15 protein-coding genes are annotated in these 17,602 nt (G+C 37.9%); 4 read left to right on the forward strand and 11 right to left on the reverse strand.

The window, feature by feature from the left end:
* Positions 1–8 precede the first annotated feature (8 nt).
* Both H3U82_RS09755 and H3U82_RS09760 read right to left on the reverse strand, forming a co-directional pair.
* Positions 9–362, reverse strand: a complete 354-nt coding sequence (locus H3U82_RS09755) for a hypothetical protein (protein WP_198210376.1) — start codon at positions 360–362, stop codon at positions 9–11.
* Entirely contained in the window at positions 344–694 is a 351-nt protein-coding gene (locus H3U82_RS09760; RefSeq protein WP_198210378.1) for a hypothetical protein, read from the reverse strand. The genes H3U82_RS09755 and H3U82_RS09760 overlap by 19 nt, the downstream gene beginning before the upstream one ends.
* Positions 695–1,003: 309 nt before the next feature.
* Between H3U82_RS09760 and H3U82_RS09765 the strand changes: the two genes are divergently transcribed.
* A complete protein-coding gene (locus H3U82_RS09765; protein ID WP_232336159.1) occupies positions 1,004–1,858 on the forward strand; it encodes a hypothetical protein in 855 nt (284 codons plus the stop codon).
* Positions 1,859–2,264: 406 nt separating this feature from the next.
* On the opposite strand, the gene H3U82_RS09770 is transcribed toward H3U82_RS09765, so the two are convergent.
* The 9 genes from H3U82_RS09770 to H3U82_RS09810 form a co-directional block, all read right to left on the reverse strand.
* Positions 2,265–3,137 carry a DUF3800 domain-containing protein gene (locus H3U82_RS09770; RefSeq protein WP_198210380.1) on the reverse strand — a complete coding sequence of 291 codons (873 nt, stop codon included), beginning with the start codon at positions 3,135–3,137 and terminating at the stop codon, positions 2,265–2,267.
* Positions 3,138–3,248: 111 nt separating this feature from the next.
* Positions 3,249–4,004 (reverse strand): amino acid ABC transporter ATP-binding protein, encoded by a 756-nt coding sequence (locus H3U82_RS09775; RefSeq protein ID WP_037393151.1) that lies wholly within the window; start codon positions 4,002–4,004, stop codon positions 3,249–3,251.
* A 4-nt stretch (positions 4,005–4,008) separates the two neighbouring features.
* Positions 4,009–4,653 carry an amino acid ABC transporter permease gene (locus tag H3U82_RS09780; RefSeq protein ID WP_037393149.1) on the reverse strand — a complete coding sequence of 215 codons (645 nt, stop codon included), beginning with the start codon at positions 4,651–4,653 and terminating at the stop codon, positions 4,009–4,011.
* A gap of 78 nt (positions 4,654–4,731) precedes the next feature.
* On the reverse strand, positions 4,732–5,532 hold the full coding sequence (locus H3U82_RS09785) for an amino acid ABC transporter substrate-binding protein (RefSeq protein ID WP_025329846.1): 801 nt from the start codon (positions 5,530–5,532) through the stop codon (positions 4,732–4,734).
* Between the two features lie 205 nt (positions 5,533–5,737).
* A complete protein-coding gene (locus H3U82_RS09790) occupies positions 5,738–6,508 on the reverse strand; it encodes an ABC transporter ATP-binding protein (protein ID WP_198210381.1) in 771 nt (256 codons plus the stop codon).
* 9 nt (positions 6,509–6,517) lie between these two features.
* Complete coding sequence (locus tag H3U82_RS09795; RefSeq protein ID WP_198210382.1) at positions 6,518–7,519, reverse strand: iron ABC transporter permease; 1,002 nt, start codon at positions 7,517–7,519, stop codon at positions 6,518–6,520.
* A gap of 2 nt (positions 7,520–7,521) precedes the next feature.
* Positions 7,522–8,310, reverse strand: a complete 789-nt coding sequence (locus tag H3U82_RS09800; protein WP_084565135.1) for a hemin ABC transporter substrate-binding protein — start codon at positions 8,308–8,310, stop codon at positions 7,522–7,524.
* A 100-nt stretch (positions 8,311–8,410) separates the two neighbouring features.
* Complete coding sequence (locus H3U82_RS09805) at positions 8,411–9,451, reverse strand: ChuX/HutX family heme-like substrate-binding protein (protein WP_198210383.1); 1,041 nt, start codon at positions 9,449–9,451, stop codon at positions 8,411–8,413.
* 77 nt (positions 9,452–9,528) lie between these two features.
* Entirely contained in the window at positions 9,529–11,757 is a 2,229-nt protein-coding gene (locus H3U82_RS09810) for a TonB-dependent hemoglobin/transferrin/lactoferrin family receptor (protein WP_198210385.1), read from the reverse strand.
* Positions 11,758–12,380: 623 nt separating this feature from the next.
* Between H3U82_RS09810 and H3U82_RS09815 the strand changes: the two genes are divergently transcribed.
* The 3 genes from H3U82_RS09815 to H3U82_RS09825 all read left to right on the forward strand — a co-directional run bounded on the left by H3U82_RS09815 (position 12,381) and on the right by H3U82_RS09825 (position 17,594).
* On the forward strand, positions 12,381–12,686 hold the full coding sequence (locus H3U82_RS09815; RefSeq protein ID WP_198210387.1) for a hypothetical protein: 306 nt from the start codon (positions 12,381–12,383) through the stop codon (positions 12,684–12,686).
* Between the two features lie 798 nt (positions 12,687–13,484).
* Positions 13,485–14,906 (forward strand): M48 family metalloprotease, encoded by a 1,422-nt coding sequence (locus H3U82_RS09820; protein ID WP_198210389.1) that lies wholly within the window; start codon positions 13,485–13,487, stop codon positions 14,904–14,906.
* A gap of 2,145 nt (positions 14,907–17,051) precedes the next feature.
* Positions 17,052–17,594 (forward strand): hypothetical protein, encoded by a 543-nt coding sequence (locus tag H3U82_RS09825; protein ID WP_038648597.1) that lies wholly within the window; start codon positions 17,052–17,054, stop codon positions 17,592–17,594.
* Positions 17,595–17,602: the final 8 nt, after the last annotated feature.

Consider the following 17,602-nt stretch of genomic DNA (forward strand, 5'->3'; position numbering starts at 1 on the left):
AACAAAAGTCACTTATAATCCGGCCATACCTTTTCAGAAGCAAGCCGGGTAACATTACACACCAGTATTACTTCACACGCTCCCGCTCCCCTGTCAGTGCGTGACAATGACGATAAAACATACCTATTTCCCATATCGATCCTAACCAGCCAACCATCCACACGAACATTATCCCCAACCTTAATACCACTAATCTGAGTAGCTATTTTTTTATTTGCCGGAATCAAATGGACATTCGAAGCATTCAGGTACATATCATCATAAGAATATGGCATAGAGCCCCCATCTTTAGTGCCGGCAATACCACCAAAACGAGCTCTCTGCTCAAATTTCAGGCGCTTTACTACCTTTTCATTAGCCATACCCCCCACCCCACAAACCAGTCAGTTGTAGAGATACTAGCGTGTTCATCATAAAGATAAGAAGCGCGATGTAGTACACGTGCGGGCATACTAAACCCAGCCAAAGGAGTAAGTTTCACTTTTGGAAACACAAATGGCTGCATTCCTGTAGGTACTTCTGTCTGCAATGGTTCATCACCCATAGCCATTGGCGGAAACTGCGAACAATCCACACCAGCATTTAAATATGCTGGCATAACCACCCGTGGTGAATAAGGTGAAAATCGCCACCAGCCAACACATAATAACAAAATACCTATCAATAACTTCCGATATTGATAAAAAAAATCCATGGCAAACCTAAGCAAGAATATTTAATCCAGATTTTAGTTTTATACCAAAAATAATATTTCTATCTTAAACAACTAACAAAAATTAATAGTCAATAAATATTAAAATAAACATTCTAAGTGTGTAGCTCCTGCCTAAAAAAAAATATAACCAATCTGTCTGATTATTAAATTTAATTGTTCTTGCCTATTACCAATTAACCAAGTATAAACGCATAGTTCCAATATTACCCCATATTGTAAAAAAGAATAAAATCCATGCGTTTATCAAGCCTATTTTTTATTTTTATCTGCATAGCCATAAAAATGGCCATGGCAAAAGAAGTAGTATTACCGGTAACCTTTACTAAAGATACCCATATTGCCAAAGTAGTCTTAAATATCAACGGCAAACCAAGCCAGTTTCAGCTTGATACAGGTTCACAGACAGCCTTGCATTTACCGCTAAATACACTGCAACAACTGCCAGATACGATCAAAAACCAAAATACCAATAAAAGTCTGGATTTAAGCGGAAAAATTAATGAAACACAAAAATTTCTGATAAAACATCTGGATATCAACGGGCTTAACTTTGACAACATCAATGCAGAAGAACTGCAACCATGGGGCTGGAGTTATTCCAGCACTGCGGAACAGGCACCTGCACCAGATGACAACCTGCCAGTTATCGGTTTGCCACTCTTTCAGAATCACATCCTTACTCTGGATTTTGCGCACAAAAAAATCATAATCGACGATGGTAAGGATTCTACCCAGATAAACCAGCAATGGATTGCTTTCCCCTACAACATTCATCCCAAAGAAGGCATTATCATCAACCTCACCAACCAGAAAAAACCATATAGCCTTGTTCTGGATACCGGAGCATCAATGACCTTTATCAAAGGAAAATTACTGCCAGCATCATTCAACAGCAGCAATAAAACACCCGCAGCCAAATCCGAAGAAGCCACACTGCGCCTGAATAAAAAAGGCAATCCCCAGACTGTTAAAATCATACTGACTAACCCATCCATCCGAAAAATCCCCATTCAGGCGGCTATTATGGACGGTATGCCTGACCAATTTGAATCAGACGGCTTACTCGGCGTAGATTTCCTGAAAAAATATAGCGTGAAAATAGACCAGAAAAACCAGCAGCTATGGATTAAACCAGCAATATAATATCAAACTATATATTATAAATTTATCTATTTTGAATTAAACTTAGAAGAGCATTCTAGTAATTCTTAATTTATAATATTACTTTATCATTAAACCAGAACAAGTATATTCTTTCTAGAATATAGAAAGAATATACAATACTTAAATAACATAATGTTAAATTAAAGAGTTGGATGAGCAAATCAAGCAATAAAACAACTGACAAGTAAGATATCTTTTTATTAATCCAATATCAAGATAAACCAAACTATCTTGTATATGCCAGTATCATTTTTAGATATTAATACTTTCCTAAATTTTTATTGAATTAAAATTTTACCTTAGGTATACTTTAAACAAATGGATTGGGTAGCCCAGTCGGCGCTGTAGCCTTGAGTATTCTCAAGGCTCTTCTGCTTTTTGGACTTTATCTTTCCGGCAAAATATTTAGCCCATAATTCAGATAATTGTTTCCTACATTAAGCCGGTCACCTTCACAATAAAATTTTAACTTTAATACCTCAAAAGCCCTATTGAGTTTTCTCTCAGAATTATTAAAATCTAAATGATTCCTACTAATAGGTCTAGCACACAAATCAGCAAACTGTAATCCAGTGCTATTAGTGTCTTTTTTCTTAATCAAAATCTCAAATGGAAAATTAGTCTTTAATGAATTATGTCCATCACAAATACGCCTAAATGCTAATTCAATGCTTTTATCTTCCTTTGCACCCCGTGATTCTATGACAACATAAGTTTTTCTAAGGTGACTATTTTTCTCTCTCATAAAATTATAAAGATTAACCAGACATACTTCCATAGCTGCATTATATAAATTATCTTCACATTTACCCTTGCGTTTATCGATGATAGTGGAAATTAAAATAAAATTAGTTTCGCACATTACTTTATTCAAATCATTTAAGAATTCATCAGATAAAGCCTTGAAATTAAAATTGAAAGGGTATTCATGTTTTCTTATTTCTTTTTCATGTAGAATAACCATATCATGCCCAAAAAATTTAAATTTCAATGCTTGGATTAAAGGCACCAATTTTTCAGTATAAATACGCTTATTAAAAATGCAAAACGCCAAAACAAAAACTGGATAATTTTTATCATTATCCATAGTTGGCGTACCGCTCTCATCTGCATAAACAATAAATGGGCTAAAAGAATTATAATAATCTGCTAATGATTTTTCTTTACTATTAGCAGATTCATCCAAATCTAAGGCTAATTGAACCTGATTCTCAATATTATATGTATTGTTAGTAGCTATCAAATTACTTTTAGTCATATTTATTACTACATACTGTTTAGACGGAATGCATATCTCCGCATTGATATTTAATCAAACATCTAATATAAACAATAACTACAACTTGTATAAACTTTAATATTAATAAATTTACTTCAACATCGAGCTCAAAAACGCCTGTGTCCGTGCATGCTGCGGATTAGCAAAAAAGCTTCTCGCTTCACCCGATTCAACAATCACACCTTTATCCATAAACAGCACCTTATTCGCCACTTCGCGCGCAAAACCCATTTCATGAGTGACCACAACCATAGTCATTCTGTCTTCAGCCAGTTGCTGCATCGTTTTCAATACTTCGCCGGTTAATTCAGGATCAAGAGCTGAAGTAGGTTCATCAAACAGCATAATTTGTGGCTGCATAGCCAGTGCACGGGCAATAGCAACCCGCTGCTTTTGTCCGCCGGATAATTGAGACGGATAATAATCCTGTTTATTAGCCAGACCAACCTTGCGCAACAACTCCTGTGCCAGCGGAACAATCTCATCACGCTTCATTTTTTTTACAGTTATTGGAGCTTCAATGATATTTTGTAATACGGTCATGTGCGGAAACAGATTGAACTGCTGAAAAACCATACCCATCCGAGTACAGATTTTTTTTATCAGGCCTTCAGATACATAATGAGCACGATTGTGGATATTGTTCTGTACCAGAAAATCATTTTCAATGGCAATACTGCCCGCATCTATCTTTTCCAGATAATTCAGACAACGCAGTAATGTAGATTTGCCTGAACCGGAAGAACCGATAATGGCAACTACTTCTGAGCGTGCTACCTGAATATCGACGCCTTTGAGTACTTCAGTATTACCAAAAGCCTTATAAATACCGCGGGCATCTATCATTAAATCAGTCGTCGTAGCGTGCATAGCGTTTCTCCATTTTCTGGAAGCCCCAGGTCAGAATCAGGGTCATAATCAGGTAGAATGCAGCCGCCACAAAAAACGGCATCAGATTAAATTCACGCTGTACCAGCTGATAAGTTACCCGCATCACATCCTGTAATGCCAGCACATATACCAGCGATGTATCTTTAACCAGTGTAATCGTTTCATTGCTTAACGGCGGCAGAATTTTTTTCCACATTTGTGGTAAAACAATACGACGCATGGTTTGGCCGTAGCTCATCCCTAATGTCTTTGCTGCTTCATACTGTCCCTTACCTACCCCCTGAATTCCGGCACGGAAAATCTCTGCAAAATAAGCAGCATAGTTAAGCACAAACGCTACTACCGCTGTAGTATATGCCGGCAGTAAAATATTTACTGCCGGTAAAGCAAAGTAAATAAAGAAAATCTGTAGCATCAAAGGTGTGCCGCGCATCACCCAGATATAAAAATTAACAATATAATCCAGTGCCCTGATTCCGGAAAGGCGCAATAATGCCAATACCAACCCTAACGGAATAGACAGTAATAGGGTAATGGCAAACAGGCTCAGAGTAATTTTTGCTCCTGTCCAGAGTTCAGGCAGCATATTTAACACATAATTCATGTGTATTCCTTAAAACAACAATAACGCTGCCTGAATAAATTCTATTCAGGCAGCGTTGATTCCAAAGTAAAACAACATTTATTTAATGATGTCTTTACCGAACCATTTTGTAGCAATTTTAGCAGATGTACCGTCTGCTTTCATACTATCCAGAGCCCCTTGAATTTTTTGCTCCAGAGCCTGATCATCTTTACGGAAAGCAACAGCATATTGTTCTGTACCAAAATTATCACCTAATACTTTATATTCATTAGGTTTTTTTGAAACATAATAGCGACCGACTACTTCATCTACAACCAGTGCATCTACACGTTTGGCGGATACATCCATTAATGCTGTCACATTATCTGCATATTTCTTCAATTCTTTGAATGATTTGGCTGTATTCTGATCAGCTTCTACCGCATCAACAGCACTACTGCCATCCTGAACCGCCACAATTTTACCGTTCAGATCAGCTTTAGTATTAATTCCGCTATCCGGACGGACAACAATAATCTGATGATTGTCCATATACGGTTTGGATAATAATAATTGCTGCTGCCGCTGAGGAGTAATGGTTAATCCGTTCCACAGCATATCAACACGTTTACTGTTAAGCTCCGATTCTTTGGCACTCCAGTCGATTGGCTTAAGCTCCACATTCAGACCGGCACGCTTAGCTGCTTCACGAGCCATATCAATATCGAAACCAACCAACTCATTTTTTTCATTACGAAAGCCCATAGGCGGAAAGCTGTCATCCAGCCCCATTACTACCTTTTGACCTGTACTCTCACCGGAGCTGGAAGCAGTACCTGAGGCAGATTCACCACCACAGGCAGCTAACGCCACCGCAACCACAGAACCAAATAAAAAATTACGTATGGCGTTTTGCATATATAAAGTTCCTGATTTAAAGGTATTAGATAATTGTGTCATACACACTATACCGGAATTTTTTAACACTTTCATCTGCCGGCAATCAGGTATTTACTGCAAATACCAGAACACATAGCAAACAAATACCAAGTTATTATTGGTCATTTTATCTCTGATTCAGCATGAACCGTGCTGATACTAACCATGGAGATTCATTGTGATATTATGCGGCAGCCGAATGCAACGCTTGATGGTTCATACGAAAAAACAGTTTACCATCCTCTTCAATACGCCGGATGGGCCATTGATATACTTCACTCAGCAAAGCAGATTGCATAACATCCTGAGGTGTTCCTGAAGCAACTATCTGTCCTTCATTCATTAATACAATAAAATCAGAATGATTTGCTGCCATAGTTAAATCATGGAGTACCATAACAACAGAAAAATCAGCGTGATGCTCATGCAGATAATGCATCAGTTGGTGCTGATGACGAATATCCAGATGATTACATGGTTCATCAAGCAGTAGTAATGGTGCATTCTGAAGCAGCGCACGTACCACATTAGCACGCTGCTGTTCACCTCCGGATAAACTGCCTATGCGTTGCTGTGCCAGTGTGCACAAGTCGAAAACATCAAGTAACTGCTGGAGCTTTGCTGCGGGTGCCCGGGCTTTCTTAAACCAACCGCCCTGAGGAGAGCAGCCAAGCTGCACATATTCAACTACCGTAAGCGGCAAATTATATTGTCCGTGCTGACCCACCCATGCAATCTGCCGGCGCTTTAAACTATTGTCAACCGGTTCTCCAAATAATTTGACACCGGCACCATGCAGGCCTAACAGTGCACGCAGTAAAGTTGACTTACCTGCACCATTCGGCCCGATAATACTGATATGCTGATTGGCCGGTAAATCAAGTTGTGGTACCGATAAAATACAACGGCCACGTGGTTGTACATGTACATTGCGAATGGTAAATAAATTTTCCATATCCAGATCCTAGCGACGCAATGGCTGTAAAAACAACCACAGGAAAAATGGTCCGCCAAGTAAAGAAATTACAATACCCACAGGTAAATCAACCGGATAACTCAGCCAGCGCGATACACTGTCTACCAGCAGTAAAAATATTGCCCCCAGCCAGGCAGATAACAGAATAATTTTACGCCGGCTGCCGCCACGATTACGGGCAACCACATTCGGTACCATCATACCCAGAAAACCTATAATACCGGCCATTGATACCGCTGCTCCGGTTAACAGAGCAGAGCCTATCACTGCCCATATCCGGGTACTCCCGACAGCAACACCCATACTAATGGCTGTTTCTTCTCCCAGCATCAGAATATCCAGTCGCCTGCCCACCGCTACCAGAACACACAACCCCAGCAGCATTACTACCAGCGCATACCATGGCGAAGTAAAACCGGACTCAGCCAGACTGCCAGCCAGCCAGCTGGTTGCACTGCGTAAAACCATATCATCCGACATAAACAGAATCATGCTTACCAATGCACCACAAAAGGCACTGATGACAAAACCCATCACCAGTAGCCCCAATGTTCCTCCGCCTAGTAGACGATGTACCGTCAGAATCAGAACACATACCAGCAAAGCCCCCAGAAACGCAGCCATTGGTACTGTTACTGCACCCCAGCCACCCGCCAGGACGGCAATAACCCCCAGTGCGGCACCACCGGAAGTACCTATCAGGCTCGGATCCGCCAGCGGATTATCAAATAATGCCTGCAATGCAGCACCAGAAGCGGCCAGTGCGGCACCCACTATCAGCGCTACCAGTACTCGCGGCAGCCGGATACCTAGTGTTATCTCATCCATGAATTGCGGCCATTGCCAGCCACCCATACCCAGTCCCAGACAAAACCAGCTCAACAGTAAACTGAATAATATAGCGGCGATAAACCAAACCAATTTAGGCCAGAACGCACTTTTCACCCTATTGTGATCAGGCGTACCGGCCGTTTGCTGCACTTGCGTCATAATTATTGTGCCAGTTTATAAAGTTTAGGAATAACCTGCGGAGTATTCAGGCCATAACGAAAAATATCATTTGACGGCATAAAATAGATTTTCTTTTGTTTTGCGGCTGGAGAAGCAGCAATTTCCGGTCGTTTAATCAAGCCCTGCACGCCGCCTGTCAGTTTTTGGTTACGTTCGGCAATCAGAATGATATCCGGTTTCGCGGCCAGCCATGCCTCGCGTGACATCGGTTTCATACCTTCAATAGCAGCGGCTGCATTAATACCACCAGCCCGCCTGATGAGTTCATCCGCAGCAGTACCCCGGCCGGAAACATAACGACCATCATAGCTAATCAGATAGCGCTTACCGGTTTTTGGCATCTGTTTCACCTGACTGAGCCAGCGATCTGCCAATGCATTGGCTTCTTTACTCTTACCAATAAGCTGTCCGATCTGGCGAACACCGGCCGCATAGCCATTAATATCATCCTTTGGCGCAACATTCACCGCTTTAACACCTACCCGGTTCAGATTGGCGTAAATACTGGTTGGCTGAGCCATCCACGAACCCAGAACAAGAGTTGGTTTTCTGGCCGCAATCGGTTCCACACTCAGCCCGTGAAACAAGCCGATACTGGGCACATTCTTTAAAGCCGGATTAGTAGAAGCCCTCTCGCGCCCTACTACTTCTTTAGCACTACCCAACTCCACCACAATATCTGCCACATCAGGCGTCAGCGTAACAATACGAGCAGCAAACGCAAATGGAAAAGCAGCGCACATAGCCGCTGCCAACAGTAATTTTTTCATAATCCACCCTTTAATTACTCATATTACAATGGCAGATATACATATTCCTAGTAATTTATGATTTCACCATAACTACAAAATGCATATCTGCCCCGGCTACTTAGCCTGCTAACAAGCCATCCATCAGCTGATGCCATGATTGCATTTCATCATTACCTTCTTCACGGCGACCAAAAATCTGCACCACAGTTTGACGATTTTTGTCAAAACCTTCTATACAGGTCACATAACCTTCACTGATCGGACGACGTACCACCCAGGTTTCCACAATATCACTATCGCGCAGATGCAAATCAAAGCCTTCTTCCGGTACTTTGGCATCCAGTACATTCAGATAGCCATGTGAACGTACTACATTGTGTAGTTTACCGGTCTGAATCTGCACTAAGCCACGATTACCGACAAATACCATAATTTCCAGATTATTTGCCTGAACATACTGCAGAACTTCTTCCCATACACTGCGATCGACCTGCTTAGTACAGCCTGCCGGTGCATGACGGTAAGACTGCTGGCGGTCAATTTTAAAAGTCTCCAGCAAACCGCCAAAATGATGTACATCCTTCAGCTCATTCCAGCGCTCCTGAAAGGCCTGCTCGCGCTCTGGTGACAATGGTTCTGGTATCGTTACATTAATTTCCGGTGCCGGCAGAAATTCCGGTTTGCCACTGGTTGCGAATTCATCAATCAGGGCCTGCCATGCATCCAGTTTAGTTTCATCACGCATGAAAACTTTTTCAATACTCATGCCGTATTCGTCATAAAACTGAATCGAACGCATGGTTCTTTCACCAATCACCACAGTTGTAGCGATAGCATGATGCCAGTTATGCAGGAAAAAACGTAAATCCAGCCCGCCCACATTCAGCGCCAGCCCTGTACGCGCAGTCAGCGTTACATGTTCATAAACACCAACTTTTTCATGTACTGCGGCATCATTACGCACCACACTCAAAACTTCTCCCAGGATTTCCAGCTTAAGTACCAGATCGCGAATCCGGCTGCCCAGATAAACAGAGTCCGGAGCATCTGCCATTAATGCGCCTTCACTCACACCCAGATCAGCTGCTGCCTGACGCGGAAAGTACATTCCTCCTTCGACAGTTGCCTTTTTATCCAGATATTTTTGCCATAAACTCATGTCTCGTTCCTTTACAAAGTTATTATTGATAGTGATTTAGCAAATAATTCAGCTAATTATTTTATTTTCAGATTTATTTAAAAGGTATAGCGCAACCCTACATTAAATGTCCGTCCCGGAGCAGAATAGAAATCAGCATTGTCTCTGGTTAACTTAGTCGCATTGCCGTCGCTTTGCCCGGAAGTGCCCGACTGACTGTTTACATTCGGCATCATGTAAGCAATATCTGCCCAGTTCCAGTATTTCTTATTAAAAACATTATTCACACCGGCACGGAAACTCAGATGCTTAGTTGGTTTCCAATAGCCACCCAAATCAACCAGTGCATAATTTCTGGACGGATTATAGTAACTTGTTCCTTTTGGAACATTTTGAATGTCGCTATCATCTTTTTTCGCCACATAGGTTAAATCAACATTGGCTCCCCACACTTCCTTATCATAGGCAAGACCAAGTTTCACTTTAACCGGCATCACTGAGTTAAGCGGTCTGTCTACGCCTTCCTGGCGAATCGAGCCACGCGAATAGGCTATTGAACCATTTATTTTCCAGTCTGGTGCGAACTTCCAGCGTGCATATGCTTCACCGCCGTAAATATGTGCCTTACTGAAATTCTGTGCCTGCAATACCAGCGTCTGTTTACTGCCCGGACGGCTCCATACAGCATCAGCCGGTAGCTTCACCACATCAGAAATATTTACATAATCAATAAAGTTTTTATAGTGATTATCAAATCCGGCTATACCGTATTCAAAAACATCATTTTTACCGCGTAAACCAAGCTCAAAATTATTTGCAGTTTCCGCTTTTAGATTCGGATTACCCCAGGAACTGTAGTTTCCCGGATTCCATGAAGAAGCCAGCTGCTGAGATGATGGCGCATTAAAACCACGGGCATACTGAAAATACGGTACCAGCAACGGAGTAATCTGGTAGGAAATACCCAGACGGGGGGTCAGCGCACTTTGATGTTTTTTGCGCAATTCACCGATTTCACCATTGATTCCGGTTACAAAGCCATTGGAATTAGGCTTCATATTATAGTAAGCAGCCGACAAACCCGGACTGACAACCAAATTTCCCCATTGCAGATCTGCATCTATATACGCACTGGCCCGAATAGTTGTGTTATCGGCATTAGGCTTCGATCTGGCATAATATCCTTGCCAGTCACTAGTTAATTCATGGTGCGCAAAACTCAGACCATAGCGCCATTCCTGACTCAGACTACCTGTATCAAAATGTGATGACCAGTCTGTCGTCAATCCCCATACTTTATCTTTATTGGTAAAATCAAAAACGCAACGATTATTCCGGTCAGGAACCATACTGGTACAACCTTTGACATAGTCACGACGAGTACTTGAATCTGTTTTAGTCTGCTGCCAGTAAATCTGAGTTTTACCTGAATGAATCAATCCCTCATCACTATGATAATCATGCCCCAGTGAAAACCGTGTTTTCTTGTTGTCATCTATACCGCGTACATCAGTATAGGTATTATTTACCTGAGACAATGAATCAGTCCACTGATTCCGGCTCAAATATTCAGCAGTAAAATTCAGGGTATTTTTGTCATTAATATCAAATTCGTGCTTAGTAAGAAAATACCGGCTATTGTGATCAACAGGGTCTGATTTAGTACGCAAAGCCCCTTTGCCGCCAATATTACCCCGGTTATCCACTTCATCACCTTTACGGTAAGTACCCAGTACCATTCCGCGCCAGCGGTCACTTCTCATTGCACCGACACCTGTTACCGCTGTAGATTTATCCACACTGTTATACTGAGTATCAATATAACCACCCTGATCTTTATCCTGCAAAACCTCATCAGGGGTAAGTGTGTGCATAGCAACAACACCGCCCAAACCAAAACCACGGGCATTTTTACTGATATCAACACTACTGAGCGCGGAAACATCCATAAAATTACCACGACCGAAAATCGCATACTGTCCCGTATGCTTCATTTCATTTGCTTCAGGCAACTCAATTCCATCAATGGTCATACCAACCCGGTTACCACTTAAACCACGAATATTGACACTGTCATTACCCTGTCGTGTACCCTGAGTATCCAATACCTCTACACCCGGAACATCTTTTAATGCCGTTTTTAAATCCACCGCACCTTGTTTTTTAATAGTATCTGCCTTGACTTTAGTATTTTTGAATACACTTGGCGTAACACGTTTACCCTCAACATGAATTGTTGGCAAATGAGCTTCGCCTTCGGCATAAACTACTGCAGGAAAGCCGATATAAGCTACAGCCAGCGCAATAATCTTGGGTGAGCGGCGCATATTAAGTTAACCCCTTTTGACACAAATTAATATAAAGATGCCGCATTGTAATCAATAATGATTCTTTTATACAAGTGAAAATAGGAATTATTCTTATTAATTTTAAGTCATATTTTTCTAATACTGCTCAGCTGCTTTTTACAGTATTCTTATAAATGACAGTAAGCATAAATATGTTTTAAATCCGGACAGATCGGCTTTGTAAAAATATATTTTTTTATTAATATAAAAATATTACTTCCTCATAATTATTAAAAATTACTCTTGTATAAAATTATACAAACTTTGTTTTAGGTTATTTTATATTCTGAATTTATCTTTCAGAGTAATAAAAAATTTACTTTATCAATTATATTATCAAAATAAAATTTGCTGAATTCTATATAATAAGTATCTCTCATCACCACTTACTGTCGGTTTACCACTGTCTAATTCAAATTATTAGTTTTTTAACATTCTAAATGTATCAATGAAAACCAGACAAATACAAAACACTTCCTGAAACCATCATATCATAATTAAAATCACACATCCGGATTACAAAACACAGCAGCCTGCTACCAGAACTTAATCAGGCTATATTACAATTATTTCATTATTTATATTGATTATCACAGACAGCCATGCAACTTGATCGTATTCTTCAGTATCAGATTCTTACCGAACTTACCAATTGTTTTCCGAATCCCTCATCGCAGGAATTTTTTGACCAGTTAGTAACACAATATAGCCTTGATCATGTACTGGGCAATCTTATCTATCTGGACGGACACGGATTAATCCGGTTAAAAATCGATCAGGGATTTAATTATAAAGAAATTCTCTGGACACTAACCGAACCAACCGTAAAGGCATTTGATTTTCTGGCAGACGATGGCGGTTTAGCAGCTATTCTGCAGACCGGAACAGAAAAACCGAATAATAAATAGGCAAATACCTGACCTGGTCAGTAAATTTAATAAAAATGAGACATTAAAGTATATAAAATCATTTGTTTTTATGTATTCTAATGGTAGAAATGTATTTAGTTTGGTAAATTACAGATTCTGAATTATTGTTAACTGATTCATATTGCTTTTTTCTGTAAGATTACGAAAGAAAGTAATATAGCAGGTGATTATCTTGCATAAAAGTACAAACCTTCATATCTTTTCGCTCAAAGAAAAAATCTATCTTTTTTTTTCATCATTTTATTACCACTTATTAGCATTCGCCTAAGCATTTACTATTATCCCTCCTCATCACAAATCCAGAGCATCAATCAGGAAATCTTTCAGCTTTCATTACAACAGCAAGAGTTACTACAGCAGCCTGAAAGTTATGAAAATAACTGCAAGCGTCAGCAAATAAAGCAAGAAATTAAAAAGCATAATTTCGCACTTACATATGCCAGACCACTCGCTACCGGCGGCATAGTTAGCGGTATTATGTGTCTTTTTTCCGGAGTAGTTGCTTTATTCCTGATTCAGCATTTGGGTAGAAAAGCAGATAAATCTTTAAAACAATTGCGCATTAATTTTACTCGTGCGTCGCATATGATACAGGCAATTTTGATGATATTGCCCATCAGTCTTATTCTGTCTTTTTTATTCGTTTTCATAATACTTACTGATGGTACAAGACCGGAGAAGGCAATCATCCCTCTGTTTGTTGTAGCAGGATTATGCTTTTTCTATTTACACAGATATAACAGACAGGATAATACAGGAACAGCCAGAGTAAGCGGTGTGCTGATCACGACTGAAACCAATCCGGAATTATGGAAATTAATTAGGGAAATTGTACAAAAGCTTGGGTTAAACGCTATGCCAAACCATATTGTACTTTGCATAGGAAATGGCTTCAGGGTAAGTAATAAAGCAGTTCGTCTGTATCCGGACAGAATAGTATTAACAGGAAATACTTTATATCTGGACAGTACTTATATTAATTATTTAACCTTAGCAGAATTATCCAGCATAATTGCGCAGAGATTAAGTCATATTGCCAGTAATGATTTAAATGTATCTGCAAATTTTAATCGTCAGATTGATAAGTTAACTGAAACAGCTAATTTTTTATACCAGAATTATTTATCCTATTCTTTATTCGAAAATTATTTATTCTACCCTCCATATTTGCTAGCCAAATATTTTTATTGTTCGTTCAATAAAGCAATTCATTGGTGGTATCGTTCCACAGAAGCTATGGCGGATTTAAATGTTTTAAAAGTTACCCATAAAGAGCAATTTGCATTAGCCTTAAGTAAAATGCATCTTTTGCAAACACGAATTAATCAGGCATTGGAAAATTATTACTATAAAACACATATAAACTTTCTGCCTTTAGATTATGTTACACACTATGTAGAACACTCAGAAACACCATCGCTTAGCAAACTTCTAAAAAAATCACCTTCTGTTTATGCCCGGCACCCGACTTTAGCTCAACGACTGTCTTACATTAAATATGGCGAATTAAACCGTTTGAGTGGTTTGCTCATCAACATTAGTCCTACCACGCTTCTGAAAGATTTATTTAGTAAAGAACTAAACATCCTGCAATCAGATTATCAAAATGATATACAGGAAACAGCAGAAACTAAATTAAATTATCTGAAACATATCAGTAGTCAACATCAGGAAACCATTACCTTAAAACAGGGCGGAATAATCAGATCGTTTCTGCGATCCCTGCTGGCTGGTCTGTTTATCTTAATAACATATGCTTGTATTACAACTGATAAAGCACATGATTCAGAGTGGCTGATAACTGTCATTATCCTATCAATGATCAGTGCTTTTTGCTTATTCAGATGCTACAAAATGTATAAAAGCATTGGTTCAGCACTACTTACCATGAAGCCACGCGGATTAATTCTTCCCTGCTTTGATAAAGCTATTCCATGGAAGCAAATAGACTCTTTTGAGATAACTGGCCAAATGTACAAAAAGCTAACTCTTTATCTCAATCCAGCATTCAAACCGGGAGAATTCAAACCATGTAACGCAAAAATAAAATATAACAAACGAAATAATCATATCCAGATAACTGCATATGAAATCAGAGGCAAATTAAAGTTACCGGATTGTGAGTCTTTAATATCAGACTACATAAGAGTTGCTCATGCCCAAATAGAGCTGCAGTTGTTTATGCAAAACAAAAAATAATCAGTAGATTATGAGTAAATTCATTATTATTCCTATTATTCTGCTTCTTCAGATGGCCGGCTATATATTTCTGTTTTATGAAAATAAACATGGACATGCTGATTTTCCTATTGAATGGGTCATATTTAACATTTTGGGAATTTTTAATCTGATTGTATTGGTACTGTCTTATTTTCTTTTTTTTAATTCTGAAAATAAAATTTCTTTTTGGTGGATTCCCGTAACAATAGCTGTAATTACTATTATTATACTGATTATTCAATATATAAGAATGGCTATGGGTGAATTCTGAATTTATTAGCACAAAACGGGACAGGGAAAAGAGAAAAATTTATTTTTTGCAATAATAGAAAGAAAAGGAGGTAATATAACCGATATAAAATCTTATATTAATTATTTAACTTTAACAGCATAATCGCACATAAATTAAATCACATTGCCAGAAATCATTTAAATGCATAAGCAAGTTTTAATCATCAATTTTAATCATCAAATTGATAAGTTAACTGAAACAATTGATTTATTAAAAAATTATTTATTTTATCGAATATATCTGCCATCTAAACATTTTTTTATCATTCATTTAACTGGACAATTTATCAATGGAATCGTTCCAAAGAGTTTATGGCAGATTTAGATGTTTTAAAAATAATTCCTAAATAATACTTTACCTTAGACGTATCTTTTGCAGGAGCCAATTATTTAGGCATTGGAAAATTAATATTACAAAACAGATATAGATTATCTGACTTAGATTATGTTACATATTATGCAGGAAAGTCAGAAACACTATCATTTAGCAAACTACTTAAATAATCACCTTCTGTTTACAACCGATACCCGAATTTAGCTCAACGGCTATCTGGTATTAAATATTACCAGCCTAAATCATTGAATATTTTACTCATTAGCATTACTCCAACCAGGCTTCCGGAAGATCCGTTTAATAAGGAATTAAGCATTCTGTAATCGAATTACCAAAACGATGTACAGGAATTAGTAGAAATTAATTTAGATTATCAAAAAAGCATCATTAATGATCATCAGGAACCCATTATCCTAAAACCGGGTGGAATTATCAGATTACTTATGCGATTCCTGCTGGCAGGTCTGTTTATCTTAATAATATATGCTTGTATTACAACTGATAAAGCACATGATTCAGAATGGCTGATAACTGTCATTACCCTCTCAATAATCATTGCTTTCTATTTATTCAGATGTTACAAAATGTATAAAGGCATCGGTTCAGCATTATTTACCATAAAATCACAAGTATTGATTTTTCCCTGCTCTGATAAAACCATTCCATATGAGCAAGTAAACACTTTTGAAATAACTGATAAGATGTACAAAAAGCTATATCTTTATCTCAATCCAGAATTTAAACTGGGAAAATTTAAACCATGTAAACGCAAAAATAGAATATAACAAACAAAATAATCATATCCGGATAACTACATACGAAATCAGAGGCAAAATAAAGTTACCGGATTGTGAGTCTTTAATATCAGACTATATAAGAGTTGTTCATACCCGAATAGAGCTTCAGTTATTTGTACAAAACAAAAAATAATCAGTAGATAAATTACGACTGATGATAATCAATAAAATTTTTACCGATATTGAAGTAATTTCTTTATGAATAAATTTTAAAATTAACGAATTTTAGTATATTAAATATGTTCAATATCCTGCATTCTTTACTTTATCAGAGTTTTTAATTTGTATATCAGTGTATGTATATGCAACAATCAATTTCTGTTCTGGGAAATAATTTGAATAATAGTACAACCCAAACGACTCAATACAAGCCCATCAAAGAGCCAGTTTAGTTCAATTGTATTTGTATTATATTATTGTTAAAATAAATTAACTTAAATTATCTTTTGATATTTAATCAAAAAAATATTAAAATTTAAATGGTTATAAGGCAACAATCTTAAAGACAAAAGCATATTTATATATATATTTATTTTAAGAGAGGATCTATTTTTAGTTCAACAACTATCTTAATATCAGTACAGGAACAATATAGCTTATGCAGTTAACCTATCAATATCAGTGAAACAGCTTTCTCTAAGCAATTTATTTAATAATGAATTAGCACATCTACATCAAATTGATACACGGAAAGTAATAAAAATGAACCAGCGTGAACCAAACCATCATGTGAATTATGATCATAATCAAGAAACCATTACCATAATACAAGGCGGATATATTCGATTATTTTTTCGCGCATTAATAGCAATCTTTTTCATTATTATGACATATTTGATAATAAGATTTGGTCATAAAATGGATTATGGAAGTAAAATATCTTCAGTTCTGATAAGTATTTATTTTTCATCTAGATGTTATAAATTGTATAAATGTATAGGTTCTGCACTACTTACCATGACGCCGCAAGGATTAGTTCTTCCTTGTTTTGATGAAGTTATTCCCTGGGAACAAATAACCTCATATCAGATAATTAAAAACATGCATATCAAGCTAAAAATTTGTCTTAATCCTGCATTTAAATTAGGGCAACCTAAATTTTGCGGCGCAGAAATAGACTATTATTGTAATAAAAAAGAAAATCGTATTGAGATAACTGCATATGAAATCAAAGGAAAAATACAGTTATCCGACTGTATTCAACTGATATCAAAATATAAAACACTTTCCGAAGCGAAAGTTTGAATACTAAA

This window comes from Snodgrassella sp. W8132 (genome assembly GCF_016100865.1).
GTDB classification, from domain to species: Bacteria; Pseudomonadota; Gammaproteobacteria; order Burkholderiales; family Neisseriaceae; genus Snodgrassella; species Snodgrassella alvi.

Bases quoted from the DNA above. Each gene is read 5' to 3' on its own strand.
- H3U82_RS09755 (WP_198210376.1), bottom strand. From the start codon at position 362: ATGGCTAATGAAAAGGTAGTAAAGCGCCTGAAATTTGAGCAGAGAGCT.
- H3U82_RS09760 (WP_198210378.1), bottom strand. From the start codon at position 694: ATGGATTTTTTTTATCAATATCGGAAGTTATTGATAGGTATTTTGTTA.
- H3U82_RS09765 (WP_232336159.1), top strand. From the start codon at position 1,004: ATGGCAAAAGAAGTAGTATTACCGGTAACCTTTACTAAAGATACCCAT.
- H3U82_RS09770 (WP_198210380.1), bottom strand. From the start codon at position 3,137: ATGACTAAAAGTAATTTGATAGCTACTAACAATACATATAATATTGAG.
- H3U82_RS09775 (WP_037393151.1), bottom strand. From the start codon at position 4,004: ATGATAGATGCCCGCGGTATTTATAAGGCTTTTGGTAATACTGAAGTA.
- H3U82_RS09780 (WP_037393149.1), bottom strand. From the start codon at position 4,653: ATGAATTATGTGTTAAATATGCTGCCTGAACTCTGGACAGGAGCAAAA.
- H3U82_RS09785 (WP_025329846.1), bottom strand. From the start codon at position 5,532: ATGCAAAACGCCATACGTAATTTTTTATTTGGTTCTGTGGTTGCGGTG.
- H3U82_RS09790 (WP_198210381.1), bottom strand. From the start codon at position 6,508: ATGGAAAATTTATTTACCATTCGCAATGTACATGTACAACCACGTGGC.
- H3U82_RS09795 (WP_198210382.1), bottom strand. From the start codon at position 7,519: ATGACGCAAGTGCAGCAAACGGCCGGTACGCCTGATCACAATAGGGTG.
- H3U82_RS09800 (WP_084565135.1), bottom strand. From the start codon at position 8,310: ATGAAAAAATTACTGTTGGCAGCGGCTATGTGCGCTGCTTTTCCATTT.
- H3U82_RS09805 (WP_198210383.1), bottom strand. From the start codon at position 9,451: ATGAGTTTATGGCAAAAATATCTGGATAAAAAGGCAACTGTCGAAGGA.
- H3U82_RS09810 (WP_198210385.1), bottom strand. From the start codon at position 11,757: ATGCGCCGCTCACCCAAGATTATTGCGCTGGCTGTAGCTTATATCGGC.
- H3U82_RS09815 (WP_198210387.1), top strand. From the start codon at position 12,381: ATGCAACTTGATCGTATTCTTCAGTATCAGATTCTTACCGAACTTACC.
- H3U82_RS09825 (WP_038648597.1), top strand. From the start codon at position 17,052: ATGAACCAGCGTGAACCAAACCATCATGTGAATTATGATCATAATCAA.